The organism is Paenibacillus sp. plas6 (assembly GCF_057221655.1).
The window spans coordinates 2,594,577-2,611,020 of record NZ_CM170151.1; the positions used below are offsets into that span (position 1 = coordinate 2,594,577).

The window sequence follows — 16,444 nt, forward strand, 5'->3', positions numbered from 1 at the left end:
AGAAAAATGAAAAAGACAGTCAAAAAAACATATTCGACAGGCGAATTTGCCAAGTTGCTCGAAATCAATAAAGATACGTTGCTTTATTACGATAAAATCGATTTATTTAAGCCAGCAGGCACCTTTGATAATGGCTATCGCTACTACACATTTGAGCAGTTTGATCAATTTGTAGCGATTCAATCGCTTCGTGCCGTAGGACTGCCGATTAAAGAACTTAAAACGTATTTTGACGAGCCTAACATCCAAGCATTACAACATTTAGTAATGGAGCAGCAGGAAAAAGTAGTAAAAGAAATTCAAAAATTGCAGGACATTCAATTTTTCTTCAAACGAACGACTGAGCTGACAAAAGAGATGGAGGAGGTTTCATTTGAACAAGTATCAATAAAGCAATTACCTGCCGAACCTGTTGTGTATAGCGACAGAAAAATAGATTGGTCGGTATCAATGGAGGAACTTTATGAGCAATCTACGTCATTTTTAAAAAAGCTAGGAGTTAAAAGCACAGCTGCCTACGGTATTGTGGTTTCAAAAGAAGATTTTCTAAATAAGGAGTTTGGAGGCACAAGCTACCTATTTTGTCGTCTGGATGACCCATCGGCAGAAATGAAACCGGCTGGGCATTACGCGATCATTTATCACCAAGGAACTTATGATGAATTCTCACAGTTTGAGACTTATCATAGGCTGTACGCTTATTTAGAACAGGAGCAACTGGAAGTAGATGGTGATATTTATGAGGAATATTTATTGCACTCGATTGCATCAAAAGAGGAAAAGGAAAATATTACAAAAGTTAGTGTAAAGGTAAAATCACATAAGGGGAGTTATTAGGGTTAAAGGTTATCTTCAACCTATTACAATAGAGGATACATATTTTAATATTCATAGCTGCCTAAAATCATAAAATCTACTGCAACATTATCCACAGGTTCTTCTGAACCTAAAACTGTGACTCCTAGAAGGGTTAAGTTCAAACCTTCTACTTTTGTAACGTTGGCAGAGACATATTTTCCAGCAATGTTTTTCTCTCGCATTTGAACTCTAGGTCTAGAAATGATGGAAGAATTCGTGGAATATACGCTTGCCACAGCATAATCAATTGTTGTTAATAATGGATTTCCAGTAGCTAAGCCGTTATCTGTGAAATAAAGTGTGGCTACACCATTTTCATTTGATGTAGCTTGACCATAAATCATACGTTTGAATTGTCTTGGATTTGTTTCTCCTGCTTTTAATACTTGAATTAATGTTGGTGAAAGATTAATAACATAAAGACTCACAGCAATTCCCCCCTATGAAAGTTAATTATCTGTTGTAACACGAAGGGTCTAAAGTATTATCATTCTATGAATGTCTTGTCTGTAAGGTTACAAATAATTTAGCAGAGTTAGGTGAAGTGGAGGGTATAGCTATATCTATCGAGACTTATCTTCTGAAATGATGGCTCTTGTCTAGCTCCGAGAGCAGATATTTCTAGAGCAGAAGTAGCTGTAATCATTGAACGGATTTATGCACAATTGCTATAATTGGATAAACAAGCAGTAGACTGATATGCAGCAGATCCAGATGATGTGCTTAATGATATTAGGCGGGAACAAGATAACTTTAGACATTCTGAGCAACTATAAGCGAACAGTTTTCTTAAATAATTTACTGTTATGCTTTTGAAGTTTAAAATGACGCTTGAACATGCCCGTAATCCAATATTTGGATTGCGGGTTTTTCTATAAAATAACCGATATGTGTGGTGTGACAGACAGTGATAAATGAACAAATAACTACTCTCATTGAAAAGATGCAGGATACAAAAAAAAGAGCTCGACAAAAAGCAGTAGATGAAATGTTACAGCTTATACAGGAAAATGGTATTGAACCTAATCTTTTAAAGGAAGCACTGCTTGGAGACAACTTAAATGTAACGAGCAGTGTCATTCAAATTATGTGCAGATTAGGGGCTGATGAAACTAAACAACTACTTTATTGGCTAAAAGAATATCGTGACCTCTATAATCCGATATTGGACGAGTATGAATGGCTTCGCTTAGAGAAGGAAGATAAAGGTGAACGCATTTACAGTTCGATAAAGAAATATGCAAAGCAGAATATTAGATTTCAAGATTTGATTGAGTTTCTACAGCAGCTGTATGCTGAAACTATTATTCTGCGCAGAGGATTGATTTCGGAAATTAGGGAGAATTACACTGATTTAATTCAAGAATTAGCGCTTTACTTTATTATTCATCAAAAACTAGATTGGACAAGTATAACAGAGGATACATATAAAAAAGCGGAGAGAATGGAAGTTGAGGATGATGCAGCCTTTAGATCAAAGCTGCCGATTATACTAAAGGAAACGTACTTATATAAGTTATACTTTTATCAATTTTGGCTTCACCTGCTAAGAGAATTGAGCTTTGATTTTGTGCATAATGCATCTCATGAGCTAGTCTTCCCAATAGATGAAATTTTAATTTTGAAAGAGGACAGTTGTCTGGATAAAATTTGCTGTCCTAATTCTCGTTTTCGCAGGCTTGTATTAGAGGCGATCAAGCAACTGCCTGACACAAATTATATGATTTTAAGAAGCATTGAAACTTCTTCAAATGAATATCTTTGGAAAACGATTGCTGATTCTCAAAATTGGTACAAAATAACAACGTTAGCGGATTATAGTGAGCATCCTGCTTCGCAAGCGTTACAAGCATTGCTTATTTTAGGTGATAAAGAGGCACTATTTTTATTTAAAGATGTTTGTGAATATTACGATGCAAATGAAAATGGAGTGCCAAATGACGCTTTTAAAATTTATCAAAGGTTTACTTTGCCTGAAGTATCAAATGCTGAGTTGAATGATGATCCTAATATTCAAATCGGAAATCGCTGGGAAGAAATATGCAGAGCGTTAGCTAAACATTTCTACGGTAACATTATGATTCATCCTCAACTCCCAAATGGCTTTGTACCTGATATTGCGGTAGATCAACATTTAAAGTTTGAAAAAGGGGAATTAGTTAGAGCGGAAATCTTAATTGAATGCAAAAAAAGTGAGTACTTCCTATACAATGAACTTCCTCCAAATCGTCAGCAACCAGTATCAGAATATAACAATGCTGTTACAGCCAAATATAAACCTTATTGTGAACGGCTTGAATTTTGGTTGTTTGAGGACAACGATATATTTAATAAAGGAAATGCGAGCAATCGTGAAGTTGTTGTGCGTTATGCGTCCGATTTTTTAAATGATTTATCAATTCCAAATGAAATAAAAAATCAAATTACCGATTTAATTACGTTTAGTCAGCAAATATTTGAAGAAGCTGAGCAGCAAATGACTAAAGATCCAATATCCGAGGCACAACGAGGAATTTATGAACTATATAAAAAGCAATTTTATTCGAAATAAAAAAGTGAATGCGGGAATCATAAATATGTACATGCTGTGCAATTAGGCGGATCTGACAGATCGCGGTAACGTTATAATTGTCGAAGGAATAGGATAAGATAAGGAATTAGGAAAATTAAGTCATAAAATTTCAAAAAAAGAAGTATTTTTTAATGAAAAATTGGAATAATATCCATGAATAAAAATTAGGGAGGTAATGAAAATGGCATTAGTACCATATGATCCATTCAGACAACTCTCAAATGTGAGCAGAGAATTTGATCGTTTCTTTTCAGATTTTCCGTTTCCGTTTAATCATGAGCATAGTTTCGGCGGAATACGAGTAGATGTACATGAAACAGAACATGAAGTAGTTGCGACATGTGATATTCCTGGGCTTGAAAAGAAGGAAGATGTGAATATTGATATTGAAAATAATAGATTAAGTATTAGCGGTTCTATTAATCGTACAAATGAAATAAAAGAAGAAAATATGTATAGAAAAGAACGCTATGCAGGACGTTTCCAACGAATGATTACTTTGCCTAGCCCAGTTTCCCATGAAGGGGTCAAAGCAACTTACAGAAATGGTGTGCTTGAAGTACGAATGCCAAAATTAGCAAAGGATACAAAGAAAAAAATCGATGTAGATTTCCACTAGGATCTGAAAATAAAAGCAAACGATAAGGGCTGCCTTCGGGGCAGCTCTTATCGTTTCGAAGTTATGCGTTAAGTATAATGTAAGGTAAGTAGGTTAAGCCTAAATTTTAAATTTACTTACCAATACGTTTAACTGATCTGCAACCTCTGATAATTGCTTACCGAAATTCGCAATTTCATCAATAGCAGCAGCTTGTTCTTCCATAGTTGCAGAGACTTGCTCTGTTCCAGCGGCGTTTTCTTGCGCAATGGCTGAAAGATTTTGAGTTAACTCAGTAATTTTATGTTTATTTTCAGTCATCAGGTTTACAGAATGATTAAGTTTAACAATAATGGCATTAATTGTACCTATTGCTCCTGCAATCGCCTCAAATTTATGCTCTGTTTGCTTTACACTATCGGCTTGATCGTTAAAAATTGTTTTCACTTCATTCATAGTGTGAACAGCAGAATTCGATCGAAGCATTAACTCATTAATTATATTTGAAATATCATTAGCGAAATGATTTGATTGCTCTGCTAGCTTTCTTATTTCACTGGCAACAACCGAGAATCCTTTACCGGCTTCTCCAGCTCTAGCAGCTTCAATAGCGGCATTAAGAGCTAACAGATTAGTTTGACCGGCAAGATTTTCAATCATCTCACTTGCATTTTGAATTTTTTCAGAGCTTTCACCATTCTCTAGTATTAACTGGTAAATTTCATTTGTAGCATTGTTGATTGCATTTGTTTTTTCAACAAGCCCTTTTACAATCTCAAATCCCTCTTCTTTTTGCGTTTCGATTTGCTCGATCGCTTGATTTAGTTCATTAATGTATCGAGAATCCTTTTCCAGTAAATCGCTCAATTCTGCTACATTTACAGCAGTTGATTCAACGTCCTTGGCTTGTTGACTTGCACCATTTGCAATTTCTTCAGTTGTTTTTGCAACTTCAGCAGAGGCAATGGCTGCTTGTTCGGAAGTCATGGACATTTTATCAGTCATTGTGGCGATATTTTTTGAATTATTAGTAATCGTATTTACCATATGTCTTAAATCATTAAGCACATTGTTGTAATATTCGCCCATCTTTCCGATTTCATCTTTTGTTGTAATGTCGACAGGATGAGTAAAGTCACCTTTTGCTACGAAAGCTAAATTGTTAACAAAGCGCTTAATGGATTTTGAGAAAGAAGTACTGTAAAGATGTATGCAAATGATTGTTAATAGCAAAATTACAAAAGCAGCAATGGCTGCAACCATTACCATACGATCTACAGAGGCAAATAGCTCATCTGTTGGCGCCATAACTACCAGCTTCCAATCTGTGCTATCAATGGTCATATAATACGCTTTGTAGTTCTGACCGTTTGATTTTACATTGACTGAGCCATTACGATTATTCATAATATCGTTTGCAATTACATTTAATTCTTTATCTTCACTAATGTTCAATTGCAACACTTTATCAGCGTCATTATGAGCAATGAATTTTCCAGTAGAATCTAGCAAGAAATCAAATCCACTATCTTCCAGCTCTATATCCGCAATAAATTTTGGATTGTGGTCAAATCATAATCAGCAGATGTAACACCTATAATTTTGTTATTTGACTTAATTGGAACCGCAGTGGTAACCATTGTAATGCCAGTAGATTCATCAAAATAAGGATTTACCCAGACCTCATCAGTTTTAGCATTTATACCAGCGAGATACCATTCTTGATTTTGGTAATCGTAATCTGCACTTTCATATTCTTCAGTGTAGACAAGTTGATCTCCATTTTTGTAAACATAAGGTCCGAAATATTTTGTGTTGCTGTCATAAACGTAATCTTCAAGATATATCCCTGAACCTAGCGTTTGCGGATTTAGTTGAATCATTTTTTCGATAATGACTTTATAATCTGATTTTTTTAATTCGTTTCCTTTAACGGCATAGACAGAGGCAATAGCTTCTGCAACCCGACTATGGGCAGTAAACTGATGTTCAATAGATTCATTAAATTCACTAAGAATGACGGAGACTCTAGCATCAATCTGTTGCTCTAATCCACTTTTTGCATTAAAAATGGAGGTTGCAGCGATAGCTACAGTACTTAGTAAGACAACAGGAATAAAAGCAAATAACATTTTAGATCTGATACTTGGCAAATTATTGTACAATCTCATAGTAACCCTCCCAAGTGATATTACGTATTGTAAAAACTTTATATATATAATTGAGGGTTTTCCTTGGAAAGCAAAAAACTTGCCACCCCCATAGTTTTAGGTTAAAAGTAAGGTTACCACACCGAACACTTAATCCCAAACAACTAGGAAGTGACAAGTTTGTATCCTCAATTATTAACCTATTTACTTGAATTTATCAAGTACCAAGATCAAATTATTAAAACTTTACTTACTCTTCTTATCGGTAAAAACATGTTTGATAAACCTAAAGAAGAGCCAATCAATAAACCATATCGTAAGCTTCAGGTGGATGATCTTCCGATCAACGAAACTCTTCAGAAGCTTGATTATCGAATCCTTCTAACAGAATACCTAGAGAAAAACGGTAAACATCTAAAGCCTGTTCAAAGGCGTTTGAATGCAAAGACGACTGTACCTAAATCTATGAACTGTCCGAAGTGTGGTGCTCCATCGGATTATCTTTATGCCAATAATGGGGGCAAAGGACAGTATCAATGTAAGGTATGTTCCTGTCTGTTTAATGATAAGAGCCGCTATTTGAAAGAGGCCATTTTAAAGTGTCCTCATTGTTCTAAGACTCTTGAAAAAATCAAAGAGCGAAAAGACTTTAACGTGTTCAAGTGTAAAAATAATGATTGTCCCTATTACCAAAAGAAACTAAATGGTATGTCTTCGAAAGAGAAGAGACAGTTTAAAAAAGATCCTCAATCCTTTAAGTTAAGATACATTTTCCGGCAGTTTCACATCGATTTTCAGCCATTGTCTAAGTCTTCCCCCAAAAAGCCCAAGGTTGATTTATCCAGGCTGTATGCGTCGCCACATACTTTGGGGCTCATTTTAACCTATCATGTCAACTATGGACTTTCGGCCCGTAAAACAGCTGCACTCATGAAAGATGTACATGGGGTAAGCATATCGCATCAAAGTATTTTAAATTATGAGAATGCAGTTGCCCTAATACTTAAGCCTTACGTAGATTATTATCCCTACGAACTTTCTGACCAGTTCTGTGGAGACGAAACCTACATCAAGGTGAATGGGCGTTGGCATTACTTGTTTTTCTTCTTTGATGCGGTAAAAAAGATTATTTTGTCTTACCCAGTATCGCCAAATCGGGATACAGTGTCAGCAATCCGTGCCATTGATGATGTCTTAATGAAACTGAAAGAGATTCCTAAAGATCTTACATTTGTGGTGGATGGCAATCCGATTTATCTCTTAGCTCAGCACTTTTTCGCTCAACACGATATTCAGTTCGACATCAAGCAGGTTATTGGACTTACCAATGAAGATCCTGTGTCAACGGAGTATAGGCATCTCAAACAAGTTATCGAAAGACTAAATCGCACATTTAAAGGCAATTATCGTTCAACACACGGGTTTGGATCCGAACAAGGATCTGTTTCTTTTGTGACCCTGTTTGTAGCTTACTTTAACTTTTTAAGGCCTCATTCTGCATTAGAAGGTAAGGTGCCAGTGCTTAATCCAGAGTTACTGCAGCTCCCGAATATGCCTGCGAGATGGACTAAACTGATCGCTTTAGCACAACAATGGATTAACGAACAACAACCAGCCTAACTTTTTGGTTTAGCAGAGCCCGAAGTAAAAACGAGCAATCGGCGGAGCGAACTCTTGACAAACCGAACTAGCCAATGGTTTAAAATGGAAAAACCAAGGGCTATTTAGCATGCCTTCTTTTTGTCCCCGTCGCCCTTGTTAAAGTAGAGTCAAACCATTGGCGTGTTTGTCAAGAGCGATTGCGTGGCCTTTCCACCCAACAAATGGGAGACGACCCGAACACCTATTGAGTTTTCATAGAACTTTTGACACTACCTGATATTAATTCATTTACTAAACATCAGTTATTCAATATGACTAGGTTTAATCTTCTGAAATTTTTGACAATTCAAAAACTAAGCCATTAGTCTTAGGTTAATCATATCATTAGTTTGTCTAAGCATACATGATAAATTTTTCAAATTAGCTCATGGTAACACAGAAAAATACTACTTTGTTGCAAAATAGGAGATAGTATAAAATACTATAATATTCTTGCGTGTTCCACAAATGCATTTCTATAATTTTACGATTTACGATATATATATTAAATGTAAATTAACATATTAGAATAAAAATAGTTGAAGTGAGCAGAGGAGAAATAAAAAAATGGTTCATATCGCTGAATGGAAACTATCTGCTATGGATTATATTCGTATGATCGGTATGGCTTTGCTATTCACGATGTCTTATTCTATTGCAAAGTGGCTGACGCTAGGGCTTGCAAAACTTTTCAAAGTAGAGCATTTAAAGAAATATGCTGTTTACCTATGGGGATTAGCGGCAGTGATCATACCTTTTTTTGCAGTGGATTTCTATGTATATACGATACCAACAATTGATCAGAAAGTGCTTGCTGTAAGCTTAGTGCTATTGCTGGCAAATATATTTTTTGCTCGATACTCCGGGTATCGTATCGATGGTAAATGGAATACTTTTAATTTTATTGTTGTATATCCTATCGTTGAAGAAGTGATCTTTCGCGGATTGGTTTTACCCACAACAAGTGGATTGATTAATGAAATGATTGTTGAGATAGCTTACTTGCCAGTTACATTTGCTGTTGTGATAACTGCAAGTTTATTTGCTGTTGCTCATTTGCAATATTATAAGCTGAATAAAGCCAGTATGATATATATGTTTTGGGCCTTTATCGGCGGTATCTTTTTAGGAGCAGTTACCGAGTATACGCAATCTATTATTTTTTCGATAATCCTTCACTTTGCATTTAATTTAATGGCAGTGTATTACTATCGTAGAAATAAAAGCTAATGTGAGCGAACTCTTCTCTATATTTTTTAAATTTACTTTAGTATAATAAAGGCTACAACTTGAAACATCCGGAGTGACATCTATGGAAACTATCTCACAATATGAAAAAGATCAGTTTTGGAAAACACAAAAAGCAATGCTGGACTATTGCAAAGGGCATACGCTCTATAATCCTGAAAAAGGACCTAGAGAATATGTTTTATCTCTTATTCAAATGTCCTTGGATTACATAAATCAAGAAAAGCCTGATGATAAAACGTTGCAGATGATTGCTCAAAATATGATTAGCATCGCGACGAAAAACCCGGTTGAGTTTTTATTTCAACATATAGAGGGTGTAAGAAATGACGGCTACATTTCAATAAGTGAGGTTCAAAAGCGAGTTCAGAAGTTTATGTCCAAGAGAAATGCTAAGAAACACTTATTTAACAATGTTGAAAAGCTACTCGTACGCCAAGTTTCCAGCAGTGTATGCATGGAATATTTAATGATGCCTGAACATCATGTTCCAGATTATGGGATGATGAAAATTAATTATGTCTTTCTCTATCAAGTAATTAATGAAGGTCTGCCTAACTCACCTATTCCGCATACAGTAAGATTATATACGGATTCTGGAAATACACTTGTTTCTTGGGATATGGAATATCACCAGCCTGCAAAAAAATATGATGTAAAGCTTCCTATCTTTTTTGAACATAAGCCGCTTGATGACTTGGAAAATGAATACGAAAAACTGCACACACAATATGCGTATTTATCGCAGCATTCGTTATTATCATTAGCTACAGCTTTGACCCAGGAAAGACTGCTAGATAAGTCAAAAAATTTGATTTCGTACTCAGGTCTGTCAATGAGCTATCTTGGTGTAATTGAAAATGAATTAAGGAAAATCATTATGTATGCGAATAATGCTAAGGGCGATAATAAATCTAATAAAAAAATTATGTGGCGGGATATCGTTACATATTTTGAAAAGCACGGATTTCCTTTAGCGCTGTTTGATAGTAAGCTTCAACTGAGCTGGGTAGAGCAGTTGAAAAAGTTTAATCCATTGCGAAATAAAGTAGCTCATGGGGAGTTTGTATCCTATGAGGAATTTAAGGACGTTAAGCAATTTGCTTTAAACTCTAAGTTAATGGAATGGATATCATATTATAAATTTCAACATCAGGGCGTTGAGCAAGAAAATAGCCTCCTATAATGGATAGGGGCTATTTTTTTATTTGCTAACTGCGCGGAAAGGTGATATATTTATCACATAATGATACAAATACATCACATTTAAGAGGTGTAATCAATGAAACGAACATTGACTAGCAAGAGTTGGATTATCGGGCTGTTAGGTTTTTTAGGGTTTGCCGGGATTAACGGCTCACCAGCAATGTATTTATTTTTTGCTTTTTTTGGCGGATTCCAATATTACTGGTGGTATAAATTAGGAACGATGGAGGATGAACGTTTAATCGAAAATCGCAATCGAGCGGGCTCAAATGCGTTTCGTATTGCCTTTTGTTTTGGATTTTTAAGCAGCCTGACATTAAGCTTTTTATTCAATGATTATGAGCTTTTATATCGTTTTCAATTGATAATTTTAGCATTAACTTTCGCTATAGGAACAAATTTGTGGGCTTACTTGACTTACAAATATGATTTAGGTGATTAATGATGACAGTTTTTACAACGCAAATAAAGAAATATCGCATATTAAAAGGACTAACCCAAGAGGATCTAGCACAGCGTGTAGGTGTCCGAAGAGAAACGATTATGCGGTTGGAAAGCGCAAAGTACAATCCTTCTTTGGAACTAGCGGTACGTATTGCAAGAGAACTTGATGCTTCAATTGACGACTTGTTCCACTTTGAATTTGATAACTAAGGGAGATGAAAAAAATGAATAGATCAGCATTGAGAATTATAGTAGGCATACTTTGGAGTATTATCGCAATTGTGTATGTAATACAAGCTGATTATTTAATGGCTGCATTATTTTTGCTAGTTGGAATTGTCTTTATTTTTGCAGCGAAAAGAGATAGCAATAAGAAATAAGGAAGACGCTTATGACAAATCAATTGCTTGCAATTAATGACCTGACTGTTTGGTATGAAATTAATAAACCAATCATTAAAAGCTTAAATTTAACCATTGATAAAAATAAAGTGATTGGATTGATTGGACGAAATGGTGCTGGCAAAACAACACTTTTTAAAATGATTGCATCCCTCCTCAACACATACCGTGTAGACAGTATTCAATGGTTAGGGGAGAAGACGGATATTCAGTCTAACCATTTTAAACTAAATCGCTCAATTGTATTTGATGAGGACCACTCATTTGAGTATTTTACCTTTCGAGAATATATTGATTATGTGTTTGATTCCTATCAAAAAACTGTGCCTGATTTATCTGCTTTAATAGACGGATTTGGCTTTGCAAATCAGCAAGACGTTCTATTAAAAGATTTGTCTACAGGTAATCGAAAAAAAGCTTTTTTAATTACCGCTTTTGCCTTACGGCTTCCACTGCTTCTATTAGATGAACCAGTGAATGGCCTTGATTTTGATAGTACAGAATATCTTTACCATTTAATTAGAGATTATACCCAATATGGTTCGGTATTATTTTCTTCTCATGTAATGGAGAGCATTTCACTAACAGCTGACCAAGTCATCATTTTAGAAAATGGGCGAATTAGTCAAGCTTTTGAAGGTAAAGATGTGAATAGCAAGTTAATAAGAGAGGCTTTGCAATATGATGAAGACAACTAAACTGCTAAGTCGGCAATTGATGGGAAAGCGACCTAGCTACACTTTAATAAAGAGCATAGTCGTAAGTCTTTTTATTTTTCTAATCATGTCTGCTTCTGAAGTTCATATCGACGTTAAGCCTTTTTTCTTCTATATTAGCATTGGTTTGCTTAATTTCGTTGTTTCAAGACAAGCAACGAAATCTCTTATTAACGATGGAAAATTAAATGGCTTAATCCAGCTTCCTTTAGGAACTAGATATTTTCTTAACGCGTTACTATGCTCCATATGTCTTTATGTATTAGGGACTAAAACTTTGATATTGCTAGCTCTTTTTGCTAGTGTAATGGAAATAACACTTAATATTTTGTTATGCGGTTTGCTTATCAGTGTCGTTTGCTCTATGTTTGGCATGTTTTTTGCTCTTCCACAAAAATTACCTAAGCTTCTCGCTTTGCTCTGCCTAATGACTTGGAGTATATTTGCTTGGTTTAGCAAAGATCAATTGATTTTGGCTAGTTCGTTTAGCTCATTGCTTATAGCAGGATTCCTTTATTTTCGCTTAAGTCTATATAACTTTATCCGAACTCCAATTTTTCATAAACAAAAGACAATTGTAGCTAGAGGAAGTTTTATCAGCTATCTTTTTCGATACTTTATCTTTCATAAAAATTACTTAATTAATAGTCTAGGGATAATCGCTGTGGCTGCTTTTTTGCCATTTATGTTTCTTAATATGAGTATAGGAAGCTTGTATCTGTTTGGATTAGGAATATTAAGTGTAAATACACCTTTGGCCATTATTTTTTCCAGCAATCGAACATTACTAGAGAAAGTTAAGTCATTTCCAAATCAAAAAAGAAAAATGATTGTTCCTTACTTTCTTTGCTTATTTGTATGGAATGGATTGTCATATACAATTTACATTGTTGTTTCCCAAATATTGGGCTATCCTTTTGCAATAGAATTTATTCTCCTTGCCTTCAGTTTAATCATAATTAATAGTGTTAGCACTGTACTATTAGAATGGTATTTTCCACTAAAAAAATGGCAAGTTGAAAGCGATCTTTGGCGTCATCCGCGAAAATATATAGTGCCAAGCATATCAATAGTGCTAATCATGGCGGTACTGATCAATCAAGCATTTGTTATAGCGGTAGGATTTTTAGCATTATGTAATATAGGATTATTAATTATGGCGGGGGAAAGAAGAAGCTATAGAAAAATGCATTTTTTAAAACAGGAATAATTCACTTAATTTGTCAAGTTGGAGAAATTGTTGACTACATTCGATTTTGTATATTAAGAGGTGCGGACCAACTCTGTACAATACTAAGTACATTTTACTAAAGTATTTCAAATGTACAAGTTCGATGTAGAGAATGTTAATCGCACCTCTATGTAATTTAAAAGTTGTCGCATTTGCTTTATTAATATGCTAAGTTTATAAGCTAAAACGTACCACATCAACTCTGACTTAATTTTTCCTTTTCCACAATATCGCTTACGACATCTTCAATCGTTACACTTCCTAATGCCTTTTCTAAAGCAGATTGAGCAATATTAAACAGCGGCTCAATCGCGCTTTGAATATTTCTTCCTACAGGGCAATCTGGATTTGGATTTTCATGAATGCTAAATAATTCTTTATCGTTTACGACGTTGACTGCGCGATACACATCAAGCAGAGTAATTTCTGACAACTCTTTTGCTAATTCGGCTCCTGCAATACCAGGTCGCACTTTGACTAAACCTGCTTTTTTAAGCATACCCATAATTTTTCTAATCAATGCAGGGTTCGTATTTACACTTCCTGCGATATATTCAGATGTGCTAATCCCATCTTTATTCATTTCAATCAATGCTAATATATGAATTCCAACAGCAAATCGACTGCTGATTGACATTATGCTTCACCTGCCTAATTGGATAACCTTATAATACACCTGTAATTAAATTCATTACAAGTGTATTTTCTTATGTTAATTTGCTAAGCCTATCCATAACGTTGCTTACTAATGTTGACAAATGGAGTAAATGTAATTAATATGGTTACAGGTAACTAAATTAGTTACAGGTTATAGTTGATAATAGATTTAGGAGGGTAATTTATGAAAATTGGAATTATTGGTGCAACAGGTAAAGCGGGCGGTCTTATACTTGAAGAAGCTGTCGAGCGTGGTCATGAAGTTACTGCGCTTGTAAGAAATGTAGCTAAACTAGAGAACAAGCAAGTTGCAGTTATCGAAAAAAATATATTAGATTTAACGAGCGAGGATGTTGCAAAGTTTGATGTCATTGTCAATGCGTTTGGTACAGCTCCTGGGCAAGAAAGTCAGCATGTTGAAGCGGGGAAAGTACTTATTGAAGCGCTGAAAGGTGCACCAAATACACGCTTAATCGTAGTTGGCGGAGCAGGCAGCTTATTTGTCGACGAAGGTAAAACAAAGCGCTTATTCGAAACACCTGATTTCCCTGAAGCTTATTACCCAACCGCCTCACAAATGGCTAAAGGATTAATCGAACTGCAAGGTACAAGCGGTATTCAATGGACCTATATTAGTCCAGCAGCCTTCTTTGATCCTAATGGTAAACGAACTGGCTCCTATCAAAAAGGCGGCGAAGTACTTACCTTAAATAAAAGAGGAGAAAGCTATATTAGCTATGCTGACTATGCCATTGCTGTATTAGATGAGATTGAAAATCCGCAGCATCTTAATCAACGCTTTACGGTTGTTGGGGAAGCGGAATAAGTCGAGTAGTACGACAATAAAACGAGAAACTGGCGCAACTAATATAGAGCAAAGAAAGGTGAAATTCGCTGTAGGATTTCACCTTTTTCTCGCACTAGAGGCAGCCGAGACTGAGCTTCAATTGCGCTAAAGGCATGCTTAGACTGTGCTTCAATTTGAACTAGTGGCATGCATAGCGCGAACTTCACATTACGCTAGAGACATTCTTAGTCCGTGCTTGCCCTCATCCATCTACTGATCCCGATACTCCTGCGGTGTCACGCCATAGCGATCCTTAAACACCTTAATAAAATAGCTCGTTTTGTTGTAGCCGACCTTTGTTGAAATTTCATAAATCTTTTCTGACGTATTGCGCAGCATATGCGCTGCAGCTTCCATCCGTAAGCGTGAAATATATTCGCTAATACCCTCGCCTGTTTCCAGCTTATAAATTTTCGAAAGGTAAGAAGCGTTCAAATAAACATGGTCGGAGATCGATTGCAGCGATGCATCGGCTAAGTGCTGTGCAACATAATCTTGCACCTTTTGAATAATACCGCTTCGTGAATCCTGCGAACGCTCATTTAAGCTTTGTTTATATGCAGAAATTGCTTCATCCAGCCAAGCGCGAAGCTGGGCAATCGTATGGAAATGAGGTCCATTAATCATTGTCGCATACGTCCCGCCAAGACAACTTGCAAGGCGCAGCTTATTTTTATGAATGGCATAGCTTAGTGCGCCGGTGATGTTGTAGTACGTTTCTAAAATTAGTTCATGGGAATCTCCACGTTTTTGCTCTAGTTCATCGAAGATCGCATCAAGCTTTTTATTGACCTGATCCCATTGTCCGATTTCTAGCAAATGATTAAGTTGCGGCGGAGTGTAGAGCTGACTTAAATGTTCCGTATCTTCATTGCTCGCAAACTGATCTTCATGTATCTTTAGCAGAAAATCTCGCTCGCTGCTTGTACATTGTCTAAAGCTATGCAGCAGTTGCTCATAAATGGAAGGGAGTTGCTGCGGAAAGCTTAATTGCTGGCTTAATACTAACGACACAGTTCCCTTTAAATATAGCTTTACATAATGCTGTAAATGCGCTGCCTTTTGCTCGACAATTTGCTCGGAAGACTGCTGCTGGAGCAGTTCATCCTTAGGATAAACAACAAAGACATAGTATCCATAACTGTCTTTAACATGCCAAAGGCTGTGACTATCTGCAAAAATTTCTTCAGCAATATTACATAACGCATATTCTAACAGAGATATATCTTCTTCACTCTGCTCATAAAAATAATCCTCCATGCGAAGCAGCATCATATAGCAAGGTGAATTCCATACAAGCGACAGCTCCAGCATATTCAATCTTTTTTGCAGCTGATCCTGTGCAAGCTGTTTATGAAGCAGAGTAGTAAGCAGGTGTGAACGTAAAATTGGTAGATTTGCTTTAACATAGCTCACCGCATTTTGCAGAGAGCTAACCTCAAGCCAGTGCTGTTCAAGCTCATTAATCGCCTTTTTTACTGAAGACAATAGTTCCTCATCCTCAACTGGTTTAAGCAAATAATCGCTTGCTTGTTGCTTCAAGGCGCGCTGAGCATAATCAAAATCATTATAGCCCGATAGCAGAATACATTTCACATGATTCCACGAAGCTTTTATCGTATCAATTAAATCGAGCCCAGAAATACCAGGCATGCGAATATCTGTAATAACGATATCAATTTGTGCCATATTCATCGTATCTAGCGCTTCACTTGCAGAATGTGCTTGGTAAACAGAGCTGATGCCGATGCTGCTCCAGTTAATATTTGTGGCAAGATCCTCAACTAAATCAGGCTGATCGTCAACAATTAGCAATTGGTACATCATACCCTCTCCTTCTCTATGAATAAATGAGTTGCCTAGATTAAGATGCTT

At 36.0% G+C, this 16,444-nt stretch carries 18 protein-coding genes; 12 read left to right on the top strand and 6 right to left on the bottom strand.

Annotated features, from left to right (window positions below):
• Positions 1-6 precede the first annotated feature (6 nt).
• On the top strand, positions 7-837 hold the full coding sequence (locus AC2TDL_RS11675; protein WP_484696283.1) for a MerR family transcriptional regulator: 831 nt from the start codon (positions 7-9) through the stop codon (positions 835-837).
• 44 nt (positions 838-881) lie between these two features.
• Here AC2TDL_RS11675 and AC2TDL_RS11680 read toward each other — a convergent pair whose 3' ends face one another.
• Positions 882-1,286 (bottom strand): hypothetical protein, encoded by a 405-nt coding sequence (locus AC2TDL_RS11680; RefSeq protein WP_484696284.1) that lies wholly within the window; start codon positions 1,284-1,286, stop codon positions 882-884.
• A gap of 479 nt (positions 1,287-1,765) precedes the next feature.
• On the opposite strand from AC2TDL_RS11680, the gene AC2TDL_RS11685 reads away from it, so the two are divergent.
• Together AC2TDL_RS11685 and AC2TDL_RS11690 are read left to right on the top strand one after the other, a co-directional pair.
• Positions 1,766-3,409, top strand: a complete 1,644-nt coding sequence (locus AC2TDL_RS11685; RefSeq protein WP_484696285.1) for a hypothetical protein — start codon at positions 1,766-1,768, stop codon at positions 3,407-3,409.
• A 202-nt stretch (positions 3,410-3,611) separates the two neighbouring features.
• Positions 3,612-4,049, top strand: a complete 438-nt coding sequence (locus tag AC2TDL_RS11690) for an Hsp20/alpha crystallin family protein (RefSeq protein WP_484696286.1) — start codon at positions 3,612-3,614, stop codon at positions 4,047-4,049.
• Positions 4,050-4,148: 99 nt separating this feature from the next.
• Here the strand turns inward: AC2TDL_RS11690 and AC2TDL_RS11695 are convergent, their stop codons facing one another.
• The gene (locus AC2TDL_RS11695; protein ID WP_484696287.1) at positions 4,149-5,492 is read right to left on the bottom strand and encodes a methyl-accepting chemotaxis protein; all 1,344 of its coding nucleotides are present in this window, start codon (positions 5,490-5,492) and stop codon (positions 4,149-4,151) included.
• Between the two features lie 74 nt (positions 5,493-5,566).
• Positions 5,567-6,199, bottom strand: a complete 633-nt coding sequence (locus AC2TDL_RS11700; RefSeq protein ID WP_484696288.1) for a cache domain-containing protein — start codon at positions 6,197-6,199, stop codon at positions 5,567-5,569.
• Positions 6,200-6,358: 159 nt separating this feature from the next.
• On the opposite strand from AC2TDL_RS11700, the gene AC2TDL_RS11705 reads away from it, so the two are divergent.
• The 8 genes from AC2TDL_RS11705 (at position 6,359) to AC2TDL_RS11740 (ending at position 13,044) form a co-directional block, all read left to right on the top strand.
• On the top strand, positions 6,359-7,798 hold the full coding sequence (locus AC2TDL_RS11705; RefSeq protein ID WP_484696056.1) for an IS6 family transposase: 1,440 nt from the start codon (positions 6,359-6,361) through the stop codon (positions 7,796-7,798).
• Positions 7,799-8,386: 588 nt separating this feature from the next.
• Complete coding sequence (locus AC2TDL_RS11710; RefSeq protein WP_484696289.1) at positions 8,387-9,049, top strand: CPBP family intramembrane glutamic endopeptidase; 663 nt, start codon at positions 8,387-8,389, stop codon at positions 9,047-9,049.
• Positions 9,050-9,131: 82 nt separating this feature from the next.
• A complete protein-coding gene (locus AC2TDL_RS11715) occupies positions 9,132-10,253 on the top strand; it encodes a hypothetical protein (protein ID WP_484696290.1) in 1,122 nt (373 codons plus the stop codon).
• A 96-nt stretch (positions 10,254-10,349) separates the two neighbouring features.
• Positions 10,350-10,715 carry a DUF2178 domain-containing protein gene (locus tag AC2TDL_RS11720; RefSeq protein ID WP_484696291.1) on the top strand — a complete coding sequence of 122 codons (366 nt, stop codon included), beginning with the start codon at positions 10,350-10,352 and terminating at the stop codon, positions 10,713-10,715.
• A 2-nt stretch (positions 10,716-10,717) separates the two neighbouring features.
• Positions 10,718-10,927: a helix-turn-helix transcriptional regulator gene (locus tag AC2TDL_RS11725; protein ID WP_484701151.1), complete on the top strand. Its 210-nt coding sequence runs from the start codon at positions 10,718-10,720 to the stop codon at positions 10,925-10,927.
• Positions 10,928-10,941: 14 nt separating this feature from the next.
• Positions 10,942-11,097: a hypothetical protein gene (locus AC2TDL_RS11730; RefSeq protein ID WP_484696292.1), complete on the top strand. Its 156-nt coding sequence runs from the start codon at positions 10,942-10,944 to the stop codon at positions 11,095-11,097.
• A gap of 11 nt (positions 11,098-11,108) precedes the next feature.
• Positions 11,109-11,816, top strand: a complete 708-nt coding sequence (locus AC2TDL_RS11735; protein ID WP_484696293.1) for an ATP-binding cassette domain-containing protein — start codon at positions 11,109-11,111, stop codon at positions 11,814-11,816.
• Positions 11,817-11,901: 85 nt separating this feature from the next.
• Positions 11,902-13,044, top strand: coding sequence for a hypothetical protein (locus AC2TDL_RS11740; protein ID WP_484696294.1), 1,143 nt, complete (start codon positions 11,902-11,904; stop codon positions 13,042-13,044).
• A gap of 217 nt (positions 13,045-13,261) precedes the next feature.
• Here the strand turns inward: AC2TDL_RS11740 and AC2TDL_RS11745 are convergent, their stop codons facing one another.
• Positions 13,262-13,702 (bottom strand): Rrf2 family transcriptional regulator, encoded by a 441-nt coding sequence (locus AC2TDL_RS11745; RefSeq protein ID WP_484696295.1) that lies wholly within the window; start codon positions 13,700-13,702, stop codon positions 13,262-13,264.
• Positions 13,703-13,906: 204 nt separating this feature from the next.
• On the opposite strand from AC2TDL_RS11745, the gene AC2TDL_RS11750 reads away from it, so the two are divergent.
• The gene (locus AC2TDL_RS11750) at positions 13,907-14,548 is read left to right on the top strand and encodes an NAD(P)-dependent oxidoreductase (RefSeq protein ID WP_484696296.1); all 642 of its coding nucleotides are present in this window, start codon (positions 13,907-13,909) and stop codon (positions 14,546-14,548) included.
• 38 nt (positions 14,549-14,586) lie between these two features.
• Here the strand turns inward: AC2TDL_RS11750 and AC2TDL_RS11755 are convergent, their stop codons facing one another.
• Both AC2TDL_RS11755 and AC2TDL_RS11760 read right to left on the bottom strand, forming a co-directional pair.
• Positions 14,587-14,718: a hypothetical protein gene (locus AC2TDL_RS11755; protein ID WP_484696297.1), complete on the bottom strand. Its 132-nt coding sequence runs from the start codon at positions 14,716-14,718 to the stop codon at positions 14,587-14,589.
• 61 nt (positions 14,719-14,779) lie between these two features.
• Complete coding sequence (locus AC2TDL_RS11760; RefSeq protein WP_484696298.1) at positions 14,780-16,396, bottom strand: response regulator; 1,617 nt, start codon at positions 16,394-16,396, stop codon at positions 14,780-14,782.
• Positions 16,397-16,444: the final 48 nt, after the last annotated feature.

What these genes read in the sequence shown, in the direction of transcription:
- AC2TDL_RS11725 (WP_484701151.1), top strand. Translation starts at nt 10,718, where the DNA reads ATGACAGTTTTTACAACGCAAATAAAGAAATATCGCATATTAAAAGGA.
- AC2TDL_RS11740 (WP_484696294.1), top strand. Translation starts at nt 11,902, where the DNA reads ATGTCTGCTTCTGAAGTTCATATCGACGTTAAGCCTTTTTTCTTCTAT.
- AC2TDL_RS11735 (WP_484696293.1), top strand. Translation starts at nt 11,109, where the DNA reads ATGACAAATCAATTGCTTGCAATTAATGACCTGACTGTTTGGTATGAA.
- AC2TDL_RS11760 (WP_484696298.1), bottom strand. Translation starts at nt 16,396, where the DNA reads ATGATGTACCAATTGCTAATTGTTGACGATCAGCCTGATTTAGTTGAG.
- AC2TDL_RS11700 (WP_484696288.1), bottom strand. Translation starts at nt 6,199, where the DNA reads ATGAGATTGTACAATAATTTGCCAAGTATCAGATCTAAAATGTTATTT.
- AC2TDL_RS11690 (WP_484696286.1), top strand. Translation starts at nt 3,612, where the DNA reads ATGGCATTAGTACCATATGATCCATTCAGACAACTCTCAAATGTGAGC.
- AC2TDL_RS11755 (WP_484696297.1), bottom strand. Translation starts at nt 14,718, where the DNA reads ATGCCACTAGTTCAAATTGAAGCACAGTCTAAGCATGCCTTTAGCGCA.
- AC2TDL_RS11745 (WP_484696295.1), bottom strand. Translation starts at nt 13,702, where the DNA reads ATGTCAATCAGCAGTCGATTTGCTGTTGGAATTCATATATTAGCATTG.
- AC2TDL_RS11720 (WP_484696291.1), top strand. Translation starts at nt 10,350, where the DNA reads ATGAAACGAACATTGACTAGCAAGAGTTGGATTATCGGGCTGTTAGGT.
- AC2TDL_RS11730 (WP_484696292.1), top strand. Translation starts at nt 10,942, where the DNA reads ATGAATAGATCAGCATTGAGAATTATAGTAGGCATACTTTGGAGTATT.
- AC2TDL_RS11710 (WP_484696289.1), top strand. Translation starts at nt 8,387, where the DNA reads ATGGTTCATATCGCTGAATGGAAACTATCTGCTATGGATTATATTCGT.
- AC2TDL_RS11715 (WP_484696290.1), top strand. Translation starts at nt 9,132, where the DNA reads ATGGAAACTATCTCACAATATGAAAAAGATCAGTTTTGGAAAACACAA.
- AC2TDL_RS11750 (WP_484696296.1), top strand. Translation starts at nt 13,907, where the DNA reads ATGAAAATTGGAATTATTGGTGCAACAGGTAAAGCGGGCGGTCTTATA.
- AC2TDL_RS11675 (WP_484696283.1), top strand. Translation starts at nt 7, where the DNA reads ATGAAAAAGACAGTCAAAAAAACATATTCGACAGGCGAATTTGCCAAG.